General features: G+C 55.4%; 12 protein-coding genes. 9 read left to right on the forward strand and 3 right to left on the reverse strand.

Going from position 1 to position 15,841, the window contains the following annotated elements; genetic code table 11:
* The first annotated feature begins 28 nt into the window (after nucleotides 1–28).
* The 6 genes from DSM3645_RS12720 (at nucleotide 29) to DSM3645_RS12745 (ending at nucleotide 7,446) form a co-directional block, all read left to right on the forward strand.
* Entirely contained in the window at nucleotides 29–1,327 is a 1,299-nt protein-coding gene (locus DSM3645_RS12720; protein ID WP_002652593.1) for a DUF1501 domain-containing protein, read from the forward strand.
* A 62-nt stretch (nucleotides 1,328–1,389) separates the two neighbouring features.
* Nucleotides 1,390–2,334, forward strand: a complete 945-nt coding sequence (locus DSM3645_RS12725; RefSeq protein ID WP_131282514.1) for a dihydrodipicolinate synthase family protein — start codon at nucleotides 1,390–1,392, stop codon at nucleotides 2,332–2,334.
* 342 nt (nucleotides 2,335–2,676) lie between these two features.
* The gene (locus DSM3645_RS12730) at nucleotides 2,677–3,645 is read left to right on the forward strand and encodes a DUF1559 domain-containing protein (RefSeq protein ID WP_040352509.1); all 969 of its coding nucleotides are present in this window, start codon (nucleotides 2,677–2,679) and stop codon (nucleotides 3,643–3,645) included.
* 119 nt (nucleotides 3,646–3,764) lie between these two features.
* On the forward strand, nucleotides 3,765–4,178 hold the full coding sequence (locus DSM3645_RS12735; protein WP_002652596.1) for a hypothetical protein: 414 nt from the start codon (nucleotides 3,765–3,767) through the stop codon (nucleotides 4,176–4,178).
* Nucleotides 4,179–4,531: 353 nt separating this feature from the next.
* Complete coding sequence (locus tag DSM3645_RS12740; protein WP_081444809.1) at nucleotides 4,532–6,031, forward strand: arylsulfatase; 1,500 nt, start codon at nucleotides 4,532–4,534, stop codon at nucleotides 6,029–6,031.
* A complete protein-coding gene (locus DSM3645_RS12745; protein ID WP_002652599.1) occupies nucleotides 6,031–7,446 on the forward strand; it encodes a sulfatase in 1,416 nt (471 codons plus the stop codon). Before DSM3645_RS12740 ends, DSM3645_RS12745 begins: the two co-directional genes overlap by 1 nt.
* Nucleotides 7,447–7,536: 90 nt before the next feature.
* On the opposite strand, the gene DSM3645_RS12750 is transcribed toward DSM3645_RS12745, so the two are convergent.
* Nucleotides 7,537–7,992: a Flp family type IVb pilin gene (locus DSM3645_RS12750; protein WP_002652601.1), complete on the reverse strand. Its 456-nt coding sequence runs from the start codon at nucleotides 7,990–7,992 to the stop codon at nucleotides 7,537–7,539.
* A 366-nt stretch (nucleotides 7,993–8,358) separates the two neighbouring features.
* On the opposite strand from DSM3645_RS12750, the gene DSM3645_RS12755 reads away from it, so the two are divergent.
* Nucleotides 8,359–9,984: an FAD-dependent monooxygenase gene (locus DSM3645_RS12755; protein WP_131282517.1), complete on the forward strand. Its 1,626-nt coding sequence runs from the start codon at nucleotides 8,359–8,361 to the stop codon at nucleotides 9,982–9,984.
* 155 nt (nucleotides 9,985–10,139) lie between these two features.
* Here the strand turns inward: DSM3645_RS12755 and DSM3645_RS12760 are convergent, their stop codons facing one another.
* Together DSM3645_RS12760 and DSM3645_RS12765 are read right to left on the reverse strand one after the other, a co-directional pair.
* Complete coding sequence (locus DSM3645_RS12760) at nucleotides 10,140–11,285, reverse strand: transporter substrate-binding domain-containing protein (protein WP_002652603.1); 1,146 nt, start codon at nucleotides 11,283–11,285, stop codon at nucleotides 10,140–10,142.
* Between the two features lies 1 nt (nucleotide 11,286).
* On the reverse strand, nucleotides 11,287–12,381 hold the full coding sequence (locus DSM3645_RS12765) for a transporter substrate-binding domain-containing protein (RefSeq protein ID WP_161603335.1): 1,095 nt from the start codon (nucleotides 12,379–12,381) through the stop codon (nucleotides 11,287–11,289).
* A 335-nt stretch (nucleotides 12,382–12,716) separates the two neighbouring features.
* On the opposite strand from DSM3645_RS12765, the gene DSM3645_RS12770 reads away from it, so the two are divergent.
* Entirely contained in the window at nucleotides 12,717–13,934 is a 1,218-nt protein-coding gene (locus tag DSM3645_RS12770) for a RimK family alpha-L-glutamate ligase (RefSeq protein ID WP_002652605.1), read from the forward strand.
* Between the two features lie 346 nt (nucleotides 13,935–14,280).
* Nucleotides 14,281–15,831: a recombinase family protein gene (locus DSM3645_RS12775; protein WP_002652606.1), complete on the forward strand. Its 1,551-nt coding sequence runs from the start codon at nucleotides 14,281–14,283 to the stop codon at nucleotides 15,829–15,831.
* The last annotated feature ends 10 nt before the right edge of the window (nucleotides 15,832–15,841 follow it).

Consider the following 15,841-nt stretch of genomic DNA (forward strand, 5'->3'; position numbering starts at 1 on the left):
CCTTTAAAAACTCAATGAGACAATAGCCATGTTCAAATCCCCGACTTCTCATTTAGATCGCCGACAGTTTCTGGCCGCCGGCGCAACTGCCGCCGGTCTGGCCGCAGCACCAACTTGGGCCGCCGCGGCAGCGTCGCCGCGCGTTCAAGGACAAGCCGAACACGTCATATCGATCTGGCTAGGCGGCGGCATGAGCCAGATTGATACCTTCGATCCTAAGGCGAAGGGGAATCCCGGCAAGCAAAAAGCAGGCGCCTACTACGACCCGATTCCTACGGCGGTCGACGGCGTCTCTGTCTGCGAGCATCTGCCGAAGGTGGCCGGGCTCATGGACCGCGTCACGGCCGTTCGCACGGTTCACCATTCGGTCATCGACGAACATGCCGCCGCGACCAATTGGATGCATGTCGGCCGCCCTGTGAGCGGCACGGTCGTTTATCCGTCGCTCGGTTCCATCATTTCGCACGAGCGCGGCGCTCTTTCAGAATCGGCGCCCTCTTACGTGTTGATCGGCTATCCGAATAGCTCACGCGGACCTGGTTTTCTAGGGGCCCAACATAGTTACTTGTATTTGACTGAAACGGGACGCGGCCCTGCCGGGCTCTCTCGCCATCTGACGGTTACGGCCGAGCGACAAAAGCGACGTGACCAACTGTTGACGCAAGTCCGTAGCGAGCAGCCGCCAACGAGCGATAAGTTTTTGCAAGACTACGATGCGGCCGCGGCGCTTAGTCTGCGACTGAGCGGCCCCGACTTCATGCGTAGCTTTGAGCTGGAGAGTGAGCCGGCGGCGCTGCGCGAAAGCTATGGCGGCGAATTCGGTCAGCGTTGTTTACTTTCTCGGCGACTCGTCGAACGAGGAGTCCGTTTTATCGAAGTCTCGCATAATCTGAACTTCCTTAACGGCGCCGGTTGGGACGTGCATAATCGCGGCATTCTTGACCAGCACAAGCTGATCCATGAACTGGACGACGCGCTCTCTGCGCTGATCAGCGATCTGGAAAACCGGAAGCTCTTGGACAAGACGCTGATCGTCGTGACGACCGAATTTGGACGACCCCCGCAATTTGATGGCGGCGGCGGACGCGGACATCAAGGTTCAACGTTTACCTGCGTCCTTGCCGGCGGCGGCTTAAAGCATCAAGGCGCTTATGGCCAAACGGACGACCTTTCGCAAAACATCGCCGCCGATCCGGTCTCGGTGCCTGATTTCTTTGCGACCATTCATGCCGCGATGGGAATTGACTACGCGAAGTCGCTCTACGACGGAGATCGCCCTGTCCCGATCACCGACGGGGGACAACCGATCGCTCCACTCTTTGGATAACGCGGACCAACAGTACGATTGTCGACGTCGCCGATACGCACCACCTGGAAGTGAAATAGACCGTGCCTGCCAACTCCCTCACGACGACATCTTCCCCGTTTCAAGGCATGTTTCCGCCGATCGTTACGCCGCTGGCCGGGCCAGATCAAATCGACGAAGCGGGCTGTGAACGCTTGCTCGAACATTTGATTGCCGGAGGGGTCGACGGGATCTTTTTGTTGGGGTCTTCCGGCGAAATCGCAAGTCTCAGCCATCGGCTTCGCGCCGAGTTTGTCCAGAAGGCCTGCCAAATTGTGAATCGCCGCGCGCCGGTTTTGGTGGGAATCACCGACAACTCGATTGTCGAGACCAACCGGCTGGCCCAAGCGGCGGCCGAAGCAGGAGCCGACGGAATTGTGCTGACGACGCCGTTTTATTTTTCGGTCAGCCAGGCGGAACTGGTCACCTACGTCCAAGCAGTTCTGCAGGAGACCGAACTCCCCTTACTGCTGTACAACATGCCGGCGATGACCAAGCTCTGGTTCGAGTTTGAGACCGTCGCGGAACTGGCGCAAATCGAGCAGATCGTGGGGATCAAAGATAGCAGCCAAGACATCAATTATTACCGCAAGCTGACGAGTCTAAAATCGATCCGACCTGATTGGGCGTTCTTTATCGGGCACGAAACTTTGTTGGCGGAATCGCTGCATGCTGGCGGTACCGGAGGAGTCAACCTCGGCACGAACTTGTTTCCCCGCTTGTTCGCCAACTTAATGCAAGCGCATCGAGCTAACGACGTTTCGTTGGTCAAAAGTTACCAAACCAAAATTAACCAAATCGAAGCGCTCTACAACGTCGCCGATCGCTCTTTGCCGCTGTTGCCGTTAATCGCAATCACAAAAACGGCCCTCTCGATTATGGGCATTTGCGATGACCGCTTAGCGTCGCCGCATCACCGTTGCACGGCCGAGCAACGACAGCAGGCGGCCATCGTTTTAGAACGCTTGAATACGGAACTTGGCCAGTAGCACCGGCCAGTTCTCGCCAGCTCGATGCTTTCGTCCGATCTGGTTCTGCAGAATCGTTGGCGTCAGTCGTCGCAGCCATTTCCTCTAGGAATCTTTGCGCATTTCTCCATCTATTCTGCAGCGTCGTGGGCGCTGCGAACTCCTCGTTCAACTCGGCAAGCATGATTTTCAGCATCGTGATGGCGCCAAATGGGAGCGTCATCGCGCCTTGAAGTATATTATTTCTTTAAATCTGCGCTATTTTCTTGGAATTTGACGCGAATTTACGTTTGGCGTTGGAATATCTTCTACGAGCTCTTCCTTGCGCGATTCCTCGATACTTTTCATCCTAAGGATCTCTTCATGCCAGCATCACGAAATCGCAAGATGATCGGATTTACTCTGGTCGAATTGCTAGTTGTCATCGCGATTATCGGCGTCTTAATCGCATTGCTATTACCGGCGGTGCAACAGGCTCGCGAGGCCGCTAGGCGGATGCAATGCACCAACAACTTAAAGCAGTTGGGCCTTGCGATGCACAATTACCATGACACGTTCGGCAAATTTCCTCCCGGCGTGGTTGGACGCGCCAACTACGATCCCGCTTCTAGCGATCCACAATTTGAAAAGTGTCCGCCCACGTGGATGCAGATGATTTTGCCGTTTATCGAGCAAGGCAACCTGTATGACGGAATGAAGCAGCACTTCGCCACCGGCAACATGGCCGCGACGGCTCCAGGGCGGTTCACGGTGATTGAATCGCTGACTTGTCCTAGCGACCCGAACGGTCCCAAAATCATTGACACCGGCGCATCGTCGCAATGGTATGAACGATGGGGCTTCAACGGAAACTACGTCGCTTGCAGCGGTTCAGATTATTTCACCCCATCCGGCGATCCGAACATGCTGAACCGCGACGGAATTTTCTATGCGAAATCCGCCACCCGATTTGGCGATATTGTCGATGGCGCTTCCAACACGGCTCTGATGAGCGAGATCTTGCTCGTACCTTACGGCGGCGCCTCAGGAGAAGTGATCGATCTGCGCGGCGGCTATTACTTCGGCCGCCGAATCTCCGCATGCTTTAGCACGCAGGAATCGCCGAATACCTTGGTTGGCGACCGTTTGAGTACCTGCCAAAGCGTTTCCTATGCGCCTTGTAACGGTCAGGGGGTCGATGATGCGGTCATGTATGCGCGCAGTCGACACACCGGCGGGGCCAATGTGACCTTTGGGGACGCTTCGGTTCGGTTTGTGTCGGAAACGGTTGCTCGTTCGGTCTTCCAGGCTTACGGCACGCGCGCCAACAGCGAAACGACCGAGCCGTTGTAGAGACCTTCCATTGCAGGTTATGGGGTCAGCGAAACCAGGCGGCGCCCGAAATGATCGCCTGGCCTGCTTGCCGTTTGCAGATTCATCTTCCAGTCCACGCCGCAACCAAAGTAAGTCTTATGCTCCGCACCCTGCGTCTCTCCTTGTCGCTTTTCTTCGCGGCGTCGGCCTTCAGCGTTTGGACCGGCTGCAGTGATCGGCTTCCCGCGCTGCCGCCGACGGTTCCGATTTCTGCGAAGGTTACGCTGGATGGCGAGCCTTTACAAAAAGCTCAGATCTCGTTCAGCCCTGCCTTGCCTGGCCCGGCTTCGAATGGCCAAGTCGTCAACGGTGAAGTTCTCGATCTGTGGACAAATGGTCAGAAGCAAGGGGTCGCAATCGGAGAATACACCGTGACGATCTATGACCAGCCGATGGAAGCCGGAGCGGTCGATCTGGTGCCGGACAAATATGGCCGGATCCGCGAAGGAATCTCGGTGACGGTCACCGCGGAAGGGCCGAATCAGTTTTTGTTTGAGTTGAATCGGAAATAGAACTCAACAATCCATGTCGACCATGCGACCGCCGAAAGCCCGGTTCGCTGCCGATTGGGTTTGCCACCAAGTCATCGAAGTTGCAGTAAGTCAGACGGAAGCTGCTTTGACACTGGCGATTTTCAATTTCCCCTTTTTATCGCCGGGGTAGCGGTCGGGAATTGACTGTAGAGAGAAGAGAGAAGAGACTAAAGCAAGAAACCGAGTTCGGTTTCTTGCCGCCAAGGGATGGCCATCCGGTTTGCCGACCGCGGTCCCTTGGTTTTTTTATGCGCAACAAACGCCGCGACTGTGGCGAATCGCCAAGTCGAAATAATTGCAGCGCACCCGCCATTCAGAAAGGGGGATTCTATATGACCCAGTTCCTTGCCAATTCGTCGCTTACCTATGGCGATCCCAGTCGTCGCCCAACATGCCCACATTATTGGCTACGCAGTATCACTGCACTCGCGTTTGCAGCATTCTTCACGCAGTTGTTGTTTGCAACGCAGCTGAAAGCCGAGTCCAACGATCTCCCCAACATCATCTTTGTGATGGCCGATGATCTCGGCTACGGTGATCTCGGTTGTTTCGGCCAGCAAAAGATCTCGACCCCCAATCTTGATCAGATGGCGCAGGAGGGGATGCGGCTTACCGACTTCTATGCGGGTTGCACGGTGTGCGCCCCTTCACGCTGCGTGTTGATGACCGGCCTGCATACCGGACATTGTTTTATTCGCGGCAACGCCAGAGACAATCTACGTCCCAGCGACGTGACCGTCGCCGAAGTTTTGAAAGCGGCCGGCTATCAAACGGCGCTAATGGGCAAGTGGGGATTGGGTCATGAAGGTTCCAACGGCGTGCCGACCCGGCAAGGTTTCGACTACTTCTATGGTTATCTCGATCAGGGACACGCGCACAACTACTACACGACCTTTCTGATGCGAAACGAAGAACGCGTCGCATTGAAAAACGTGCCGCTCAATGAAGATGAGAGCGGGAAAGGAGTCGCGAAAGAGAAAGTCGAATACTCGCATGACTTAATCATGGAAGAAGCGCTCGCATTCGTCGATCGTGCGGCGAAAAAGGATGCGCCGTTCTTCCTGTATCTCTCGTTGACCATTCCGCACGCCAACAATCAAGCCGGCGATAAAGGAATGGAGGTTCCCGATTATGGCCAGTACGCCGACAAAGATTGGCCCGAGCCGCAAAAGGGACATGCCGCGATGATTTCGCGAATGGATCGCGATCTCGGCACGTTGTTCGCCCAACTAAAGCAAGATGGAATTGACGACAATACGCTCGTGATTTTCACGTCGGATAACGGCCCGCACAAAGAAGGAGGGAACGATCCTGATTTCGCCGATTCCAACGGTCCATTGCAAGGGATTAAACGCAGCCTGCACGAAGGAGGGATCCGCGTCCCGACGATCGTGCGTTGGCCGGGACATGTGAAAGCCGACAGCGAGTCCGATTTCGCCGGCGCTTTTTGGGATGTCATGCCGACATTGGCCGCCGTCGCCGGCGTCAGCAAAGAGGTTCCTGCCGGCATCGACGGCATCTCCTTTTTGCCGACGATCACCGGCAAGGGAGAGCAGCCTCAGCACGACTATCTCTACTGGGCTTTCTACGAACAAGGAGGCGCCCAAGCGATTCGCCAGGGAGATTGGAAAGCGATTCAACAGCCGATCAACACGCCGGTTCGTTTGTACAACTTGCAGAGTGATCTGGGCGAAGAGCATGATCTGGCCGCCGACCATCCCGAAAAGGTCAAAGCGATGACCAAACGGATGGCCGCGGCGTATACGCCCAGCGAAAGATGGAAGTTCCCGACGCCGAAAGCCAAGAAAAACAACCCGAAAGGAGCGAAGTAATGCGAACGCTCTTATTGGGATTGGCTCTGTTGTTGGCGCTGCCGACCTGGGCCGCGGCGGAAACAGATCGGCCTAATTTTTTGGTCATCTTGTGCGATGATCTCGGCTACGGCGATTTAGCTTGTTACGGCAATCCAACGATCAAGACGCCCAACTTGGACGCATTGGCCAAGCAAGGGATGCGGTTGACTGCATGCTACGCTTCGGCGCCGGTCTGTTCTTCTTCCCGCGCTGGATTGATGACAGGTCGCACGCCGAGTCGAGTTGGCGTTTACGATTGGATTCCGGCCGACAATGTCATGCATCTGCGACAGAGCGAAACGACCGTCGCATCGCTGCTGCAGGATGCTGGCTACGATACGTGTCATGTCGGCAAATGGCATTTAAACGGCAAGTTCAATAGCGACGAGCAGCCGCAGCCAGGCGATCAAGGGTTCGCCCATTGGTTCAGCACGCAAAACAACGCGGCACCGACGCACGCCAATCCGACCAACTTTGTCCGCAACGGCGAACCGGTCGGCAAGCAGGATGGCTACGCGTGCCAGGTCGTCGCCGATGAAGCGATCCGCTGGCTGAAGTCAGGTCGCGACGACGAAAAGCCGTTCTTTGCGTTCGTCTGCTTTCATGAACCGCATGAGCCGATCGCGTCGCCGGACGAATTGGTCGCTCATTACGGCGACGCAAAAAAGAAGGGGGAAGCCCTGTACTACGCCAACGTAGAGAACATGGACAGCGCTGTTGGTCGGCTGATGAGTGCGATCGACCAACTGAAACTGGCCGACAACACGCTCGTTTACTTTACCAGCGACAACGGACCAGAAACGCTCAACCGATATCGCAGCGCCTGGCGTTCGCATGGTTCGCCTGGTCCGCTGCGGGGGATGAAGCTGCATATCTACGAAGGGGGGATTCGCGTCCCCGGCATCCTCCGTTTTCCCGGACGTATCCAACCGGGCGGCGAAAGCGACGAGCCGATCTGCGGGCTCGACATTTTACCGACGTTGTGCGAATTGGCCGGCGTCGCTGCGCCGACCGATCAGACGCTGGATGGCGCTAGTTTCGCCAAGTCGTTGCAGGGAGAAAAAGTGGATCGCCCTGCCCTGCTCTTCTGGCATTACTACAACGCGATTGGTCCCGCCAAAGTCGCGATCCGCGATGGCGATTGGAAATTGGTCGCCCACGTCGCACTAGGCGAAAAGAAATTCGGCGGCAATTTTCGGCCCGAAATGTCGCAGGCAATCAAGCAGGCGAAACTGTCGACGCTAGAGCTTTACAATCTGGCGGACGATTTGGCCGAGACCAACGATCTGGCGGCGGAAAAGCCGGAAGTTGTGGCGCGGTTGGCGAAGCAACTGCAGGCCAAGTACGACGCTGTTTTGGCGGAAGCTCCCGATTGGGAAATGGCCCAGAAGTAGCGTCATTTTCGCGCGATTGAAAACAAAAGCGACGAGTCTGCACTTTGCCGGCTCGCCGCTGTTTTTGTTTTTCGAGTGATGGCTTGGCCGTTAGTATCCGTTTGGGCTCGGAGCGGCGCCGGACTCATTGGTGTAGGTGGGCGTGACCATAATGCAGTTGTCCATCATGCCAGGCGGATCACCCGGCGTATCGTTCGAGTCGGTATTGTCAGCGAAGCCGCTTCCCGAGACAGCGGCCGATGGACCGGTGATTCCATAGATCGCATACGATTGATTCATATCGCTAATCGAACCCCCAACATCCGACAGTTCGGATGTGATTGCGTCACGGATGACGACCAAGCCGACTAAGATTCCGATCACCAGGACTGTGGCGATCAACATCAATTCAATGGTGATGATAAAACCTGCTTCATCACGCCAAAGTCTTGTAAGAATTTCCATACTCTCGATATCTCCCAAATGCAAAAACGCAAGTTGCCCCTGCGGTTTCTCTAAACTGGCGAAAAGTTTCTTCGTCTCTGCACTTAGAATCGCGAATCGCATGCCAGAGTCGCATAAGAACTGCATCGCACTCGATAAAATCAACGTTTTGCGCCTACATACCACGTGTAGAATCGCTGGCAAAAAATTGGAAGCGTCCAGTCGATTCCATTTTTGATCCACCTAGCTGGATGTTCTGACGAATGGCGCGTGGTCGCAGGGCGCCCATGGTGATTGATTGGAAACCGATCGGTGGATCGCAGCCGAATCGTAGGAAGTTTTCGCGGTTCCGCGCCCGTCGCGTTTCGTATCGCATGCGGCCATCCGCTGCAAACGAATCCACGTTCTTGGATTGGCCCGAAGTCGGTACAATCCAGAGCAAATCGTCTTGGCGCGCTTGGCGGCCGCCGCCATCCCGTTTCCCAAACGATGGCCATTTCCCTAGCGATGGCCATTTCCCTAGCGATGGATCGTTCGATGCAATCTCCCATTCTCATCGTCGGAGCGGGCCCCGTAGGGTTGGCCGCGGCGCTATCGCTTTCACGGTTTCAAATTCCGCTGCGCATCATCGACCGCAACGAGGCGCCGACGACGCTTTCAAAGGCTCTCGTCCTGTGGCGGCGCTCCATCATTAACTTGGATCCGGTCATCCCGTATGAAGATTGGCTCGCGTGCGGACTAGTCCCGAAAGGTTTGCGTTTTTTTGATCAAGGCGCCTATCAGGCGACAATGACGCTCGAAAACGGGGCGCACGTTTTGCCGCCGGGATTACTCATTCCGCAGTCGAAGATTGAGAACCGATTGATAGAGGCCCTCAAACAGCAAGGCGTCACGGTCGAGCGTCAAACCAGTTTAGAATCGTTCGTCCAACACGAGGATCGCGTCGTTTGTCAGCTCCAAACGCCAGATGGAGCCGAAGAGCTGGAAACGCCGTATCTCTTTGGTTGCGACGGCGCTCATTCGACGGTCCGGCATAGCCTGGGGCTCAACTTCTCAGGCGAATCGATCGCCTATCGCTGGTTGCTGGGCGATATCGAAGTGGAAGTCGAGGATGGCGTGAATCCGCATGCGCCAAAGTCCGAGTATGAACGGACGCTCGACCATGGCTGGCTCTATTCCACCAATTCGGACCAAGGAAGCTTGCAGCTTTTTCCGATCACCGATACGCGTTATCGAATCTTTGTCGAAGCCGGAGTGGCCGATCCCACGACTCCTCGCCAAGATCCGACGGTCCAGGATCTGCAAGCCGCGCTGATCGAGCGCACGCGGCTGCAGTGGAAAATCACCGATTCGCATTGGCTCGCCGATTTTCGTATCAACGAACGGCAAGTATCCCAATACGTCCATGGCCGAGTCTTTGTCGCAGGCGATGCGGCGCATGTCCATAGTCCCGCCGGCGGCCAGGGGATGAATACCGGCATTCAAGATGCCGTCAATCTGGCGTGGAAAGTCGCGTTGGTCTGGAAGGGAGACGCTTCCCCGGCGTTGCTCGAAACCTACCAGGAAGAACGGCATCCCGTCGCCGAGCGCGTCTTAAAGGTGAGCGGTCGTGCGATGCGCATGACGATGTCGACCAACCGTCTGACGCGCGGAGTTCAGGATGTCATTCAGTCGATCGTCACGCACATTCCAGCGGTCCGCAAAATGGTCACATCGATCTTGGCCGAAGATGACGTCGCCTACTTACACAGCTCGCTTGCTGGTGAGAGTGAAGGAAACGTCAAACCCGGCATGACATTGCCCGACGTGCCGATCGAGATCGATGGCCAGGTCTGTAGTTCGATCGCATTGCTCCGCCCTCGGAAGCTAGACGCGGTTTACACGCTCCTCTTGATGTCTGAGACCAAGCCCGATGCTTGGCCCGGCAGTCCGCTCGTACAGGTGGTCCGTTTCGGTCAAGATTTTCAAGATCCCCAGCGGAATTTCAACCAAGCGCTCGGACTGCACAGCAACTCCGGCCTCTTGATCCGTCCCGACGCAACCATCGCCGCATCAGGAGCGCCCGCCGTGATTCAGGACTGGCTAGATCAATGGATGGAATCCACCGCCCGGTAGGCCAGGCCTTGGCCCAATACTGTTCGGCCCGAGATTTGCGCCAGGTTAAGAGTCCGCTTTCACGCCGTTTTTCCGATTTGCGGGCGCCATTGCCACGGCCTTGCGTGGCCTGACGAAGCAATGCAGATCTGGTCGATTCTAAGACGCTGCAATTTTTACTGGCTCTCGCCAAAGTAGCTCGCTAAGACTTCTTCCCAGCTAGGGCTGGAAGTTCGTCGCAGCAGCACTTGGTTGACGGTTTCTCGCAGGGGACTGCCGCTCGGCAACGCGAAAGCGTAATTTTGTCGCTCGAAGGTGACCGGCAACACATAGGCGTCGCCTGCGAAGTTTTGAAAGATTTGGTACTTCAAAATTGGTTCGTCATAAACCACCGCGTCGCACTGATCGGCGACCAGGCTGTCGAGCGCTGATTCTACATTTGGGTGCTTCACGTACATAATGTGTCGAGCACGGAGATAGTCGGCCGAAGTGGAGCCTTCGACGGTCGCGACTTTGACGCGCGACAACTCAGATGGTCCGTTGATCCGCGCTTGTAATTCGGTCAACGTGAGGGCGGAGGTAACCGCAGCGGTGAATCCGGCGATTATAAACAACCCCGCAAACATCCAAATCAGGCCGATCATGCGACCGCCGAGAGAGGTCGGAACTTTGTCTCCGTAACCGACAGTCGTAATGGTGACGGCCGCCCACCACATTCCGGAAGCGATGCCGTTCATCCAGCCGTGACCAAAATGCTCTCGATTGTGCCGGCGTTCAAACAGATAAATCCCGACGGCGCTGATGAACATCGCCAAGATCAGGCCGGCGACAATCCGCAAAAACGCCAAAGACAAAAAGGCGTCGATAATCCCGGACCAGCCAGACCGACGATGCTTGGCGCCGATCGCGATCCCCAGCCCCGAAGCGTAAAACGAATGCGTGAAATCCATGCGTTTCTCACGTTCGTAGTTCATCGTCAGCGCGGCGGCGGCCAGGTCTACCTGCGAGTTTTCGACGGCATCTAGCAACTCTTCCAGCGGCAGAACTTGGAACTGCAAGTCGACGGGATGGCCTGATCTCGCTTCTAACTCGGCTTTGACGTCCCGCAACAGGTCGATGCTGATCCCTTCCCATTGATTCTCTTTGTTCCGCATCGCGAAAGGAGGAACCTCGCGCGTGCCGACGACGAGCGTTTCGGGTACTTCCAGCCTCAACGGCTGGTCGGCCGGTTGCTGAGGGTTCGCGTCGTCTTGGGCTAGGCCGGCCGCCGTCATGGCGATCAGGAATGCGAGCGATAGCAGCCAAAAAGAAACACGGGTCATGCTATTCTCCCAAGTATCGATAGATAAGCTCATCCCAGGCGTCGCTCTCCCGAAACCGAAGCAGTTCTTCGTTGAGCGGTTTGCGAAGGTCGCTCTCTGGCGGCAATGCGATCGCATATTCCTGTTCGTTGAACGAGACCGGCAACACGTCGATCTGATTTAAGAATTCGTCGCTCGCGAGAAACTTGAGCAACGCTTCGTCGTAGACCATCGCATCGGCCCGATCGTCGGCCACCGCCTGGATCGCTTCGAGCGGAGTCGCATAGCCGCGAAATTTGATCCGACGCTGCGCCAAGTAGTCAGCGCTCGTGCTTGACGTCACCGTAGCGACCCGCACATGAGAAAGATCGGTGGCGCGCGCGATTCCGGTATCGAGTTGTTGCACCGTTAGAACAGACGTCACGACGCCGGTGAAGATGGACATCACCAGAATGCTGGCGAGCATCGCCAACAACGCGATGATCCGTCCCATCGTACTTACCGGAAAGATTCCCTTGTGTCCTAACAGGACGATGGCGGACCACCACACGCCCACGGCAATCCCTTCTCGCCGCTTACCGCCAAACGTGGTGGTGTTTTGCTTTCGCTCGAAAAACCAAAACAAGCAGCCGCAGATGACCACGATCCCGATCATCGCGAGCACGATCTGAATCAAGCTGCTCGACAGCACGCGCCGCAACAGAATCCAGGGATCACTTCGGTCCCGCGTACTGACCGCGATGCCCAGTCCCGTAGAAAAGTGGGGATGGCAAAACTCAACCCGTTCATGCCGATCCGCCGTCACGCTGATAGCGGCGACGGCGGCGTCTAAGTCTCCCGATTCTAGGCCGGCGAGCATATCGTCAAGCGTCAGTTCCCGAAATTCATACTCGAGATTCAGTTGGTCGGTCAGCTGTTTCCAAAGCTCAATGCTGATGCCTGACCACGATCCGTCGCGGTTTTTGAAGGAGAAGGGAGGGCTTTGTTTCGTACCGACTTGGAGGACGCCCCTGTTGTCATCCGCGGTGTCGGAGGATGAGGATGGCTGGGCCGAAGCGGAATTCCAGCCGAACAGTGCGGTTAGCAGCAGCGCCGGGAGGACCCGATTCGTAAACAATGAATGCTCCATACAGTTGGTCAAGTTTCGTCCGCATTCAGCGACCTTGAAATTCTAGCGTCAATGATTCTCGCACGAAATTGCCGTAAATTGCTATGCCATTGTGCAACTTCCCCTTGCGAGAGACATTGCATGCAGCGGCACGATCACGCTTGTCAGCCGCAGAAAAGGATCGCTCGCAGGAATTCGGAGAGAAGATGGCTGGCACAACGTGTCCTGATTAAAAATACGCAGGACAAGCACGAAATTGCGAAACATGATGTCTCAGCTGATACAATTCAATCGCCGGAATTGACGTTCTAATTTGAAGACATACGCCCAACACGGATGACACGATGAAACTCGGAATTCTGTCCACCGCCCCGCGCTGTTACAGTACGCGCCGTCTGGTTGCCGCAGCCAAAGACCGTGGGTTTAAGGTCTCGGTCGTCAATACGTTAAAGTGTTCCATCGACCTGCAATCCGGCAAGCCGGATCTTTATTACAAAGGCAAGCCGCTTGCGGACTACGACGCGATGATCCCCCGAATTGGCGCTAGTGTGACCTACTTTGGCACCGCCGTGGTGCGCCAACTGGAGCAAATGAACGTGTTTGTCGCCAATTCTTCGGGCGGAATCTCCAATAGCCGAGACAAGCTGCGCAGCATGCAGATTCTTAGTCGGCACCATATTGGCATGCCGAAAACGACGTTTGTGCGCGATCGGGCCGATCTCATCCCGTCGATCGAACGGCTCGGCGGAGCGCCGGTGATTATCAAGCTGCTCGAAGGGACGCAAGGAGTCGGCGTGATCTTGGCCGATACGATCAAAGTCGCCGAAGCGATCATCGAGACGCTGCAAACAGCGAAGCAAAACGTTCTGTTGCAAAGCTTCGTGGCCGAAAGCAAAGGTCGTGACGTTCGCGCGTTTGTCGTGGGGGATCGGGTCATCGGCGCGATGCGACGTGTCGCCCAGGGGGACGAGTTTCGCAGCAATGTTCACCGCGGGGGGATGGTCGAAGCGGTGGAACTAGATGAAAAGTTCAATGACACCGCCGTGCGAGCTGCACAAATCATGGGTTTACAAGTCGCCGGCGTCGACATGCTGGAGGGGAACGATGGGCCTCAAGTGATGGAGGTCAATAGTTCGCCGGGACTGGAAGGGATTGAACGTGCGACAGGTCAGGACATTGCCGGCGCGATCATCGACTACTGTGCCGCCCATGTCGATTTCCCCGAAATGGATATTCGGCAGCGACTGACGGTAAGTCGCGGGTATGGCGTCTGCGAACTGGTTATCCCTGAAGGATCCCATTTCATCGGCAAGACGATCGCGGACGCAGCTTTCACCGATCTGGACATCAACATCCTGACGCTTTACCGAGGTAAATCAGTCATTCCCAATCCGAAGGCGACCCGTGAGCTTGAGCCGGGCGATCGCTTGTTGTGCTTCGGAAAACGAGAATCCATGAAGTCGTTGGTTCCGGCGAAGACACGAAAACAACGCGAGCCGAAGATCAAGAAACTCGATCCGTCCAAAATCGAAGATGCGTTGACCACTCCCAACTATTCGTAGCGCCGCCGCGGTTGCGTCCGTTGTCGTCGGCGTCGCCAGGGAAAGCGGCGATAGGCCTGTGAAGGCGATTTTAGGACATAGGAAGTTCAGCGCAAAAGAAAGGCCGTCAACGACTTACGTTGACGGCCTGTTCTGGTAGCGGAGGGCACGAGATTCGTCCGGGTATTTTGGCGTATCTCTTTCCTAAGCAATGGTTTGCGGAAGTTATTGGTTGTGTGTTGGTCTGTTTCGTAGCGCGGTTTGCGCCGGTAAATTCCGGTGCTTTCCCGTTTTCGCGCATTGGCATTAGTACGAATTTAGTACAAAACTTTGCTGCTTGGATTGATTGCCAACGGGAGGTGTGCTGATGCGCCTCCGCATGCCGATTGTTGCTCCAAAAGGACGGCTGTTGCAAGTCGCAGAGTATGCCCGCTACAGCACCGATGAACAAAATCCACGCAGTATTACTGATCAGTACGCCTACTCCGAGAAAATTCTCAGGGAAAATAATGCACCTGAATTCGAGACGACTCAGCTTTCTGATGCTGAAATGTCAGGGGAACTGGTTTCGCGCCCCGGCATAGATCGACTTCGACAAGGCATTGCCAAGCGTGCCTGGGATTTGATTATTGCCGAGGATTCCAGCCGGCTCTACCGCCACGAGACCGAGTGTATGGTCCTTGTCGAAGAAGCTGTCGACGAAGGGATTCGGGTTATCTGTATCAATGATTTCGTGGATACTGCCGAACCGGATTGGCGAGATCGATTGCATGATGCCGCAAGGCATCATGCTAAAGCCAACAAGTTCACCGCTTATCGTATCAAACGAAGTCACGATGCCCTTTGGGAAATGGGGGCAGGTATCGGCAAACTTCGCCCTGGCTATTCCCGGCGCGCCTCATATCCTGCGACTTCCAGAGAGCCGGAAAGCGGACCATTTTTCGATAGCATCGATACGGTCGAAGCTGCACTTGTCAAATCCGCATACGAAATGATTGCAGCTGGCGATCACCCCACTTTGGTGGCTGGCTGGCTAACTAAAAAAGGTCTTAGGAAATGCGTAGGCGCAAAAAATATTGCCTACTCCAAAACCAATGTCAACGAATTGATCCGCCGGTCAATCTATCGTGGACACGATGTCTATCGCCACAAGGTATCAGAAAAGAAGCTTCGAACTGGCAAGTCCAAACAGCGACACCGACCAGACCAGGTGCTTACCCGAGAAATGCCTAATTTGCGTATCGTGTCTGATGCACTGTGGTACGCGGCTAATAGAAAAATCGACGAGCGACGGAGGAACAATGGTGTTCCTTCCGGAGACGAGCATCCTCTCGCGGGTATCCCGAGAACTACTCGATTCCCCCTGTCTACTCTGTTCGTCTGCGGTATCTGCGGAGGAAAAATGTGGTCTGATGGCCGAAACGAAGGTGGGTATCGCTGCAGTAATTCTGGTAGCGGAGCTTGCTGGAATAAGGCGACGGCACTACGAGGGTTAACTCATCGCCAAATCAGTGAAGTGGTTGTCAGAGAATTGCTCTCGTTGAATTCGACAATGGAAGTCTTGGTAGAGCACATTGGTACAGTTCTGAAGAAGGATACCGACCACGAGTCCATTTGTCACAAGTTAAAGAAACAGATGGAACAGCTACGCAACGAATGTGACAACTTGGGAGAGGCTCTCGCAAAGAGTGGCCCTAATGGCCAATTTCAGACGCTCTTGAATCTTCTGGCAACGAAGGAGCAGAAGTGGGAGGAGATCAGGGCAGAATTGGCTTGCCTGGAAGAGCACGTCATTGTTCCGGCCTCGATTTCACCAATGATCATCCGAAAAGAAATTGAGCGAATGTCGGGTGATCTCCTAGAACTTTGGAATTGCCCACGAAAAGTTGACAGTGGATCGGTCTTAACGGGCAGGTAATTGGCGCGGC

Source organism: Blastopirellula marina DSM 3645, assembly GCF_000153105.1.
Classification (GTDB): domain Bacteria; phylum Planctomycetota; class Planctomycetia; order Pirellulales; family Pirellulaceae; genus Blastopirellula; species Blastopirellula marina.

What these genes read in the sequence shown, in the direction of transcription:
- DSM3645_RS12720 (WP_002652593.1), top strand. Translation starts at nt 29, where the DNA reads ATGTTCAAATCCCCGACTTCTCATTTAGATCGCCGACAGTTTCTGGCC.
- DSM3645_RS12730 (WP_040352509.1), top strand. Translation starts at nt 2,677, where the DNA reads ATGCCAGCATCACGAAATCGCAAGATGATCGGATTTACTCTGGTCGAA.
- DSM3645_RS12735 (WP_002652596.1), top strand. Translation starts at nt 3,765, where the DNA reads ATGCTCCGCACCCTGCGTCTCTCCTTGTCGCTTTTCTTCGCGGCGTCG.
- DSM3645_RS12740 (WP_081444809.1), top strand. Translation starts at nt 4,532, where the DNA reads ATGACCCAGTTCCTTGCCAATTCGTCGCTTACCTATGGCGATCCCAGT.
- DSM3645_RS12745 (WP_002652599.1), top strand. Translation starts at nt 6,031, where the DNA reads ATGCGAACGCTCTTATTGGGATTGGCTCTGTTGTTGGCGCTGCCGACC.
- DSM3645_RS12750 (WP_002652601.1), bottom strand. Translation starts at nt 7,992, where the DNA reads ATGCGATTCGCGATTCTAAGTGCAGAGACGAAGAAACTTTTCGCCAGT.
- DSM3645_RS12755 (WP_131282517.1), top strand. Translation starts at nt 8,359, where the DNA reads ATGGCCATTTCCCTAGCGATGGCCATTTCCCTAGCGATGGATCGTTCG.
- DSM3645_RS12760 (WP_002652603.1), bottom strand. Translation starts at nt 11,285, where the DNA reads ATGACCCGTGTTTCTTTTTGGCTGCTATCGCTCGCATTCCTGATCGCC.
- DSM3645_RS12770 (WP_002652605.1), top strand. Translation starts at nt 12,717, where the DNA reads ATGAAACTCGGAATTCTGTCCACCGCCCCGCGCTGTTACAGTACGCGC.
- DSM3645_RS12775 (WP_002652606.1), top strand. Translation starts at nt 14,281, where the DNA reads ATGCGCCTCCGCATGCCGATTGTTGCTCCAAAAGGACGGCTGTTGCAA.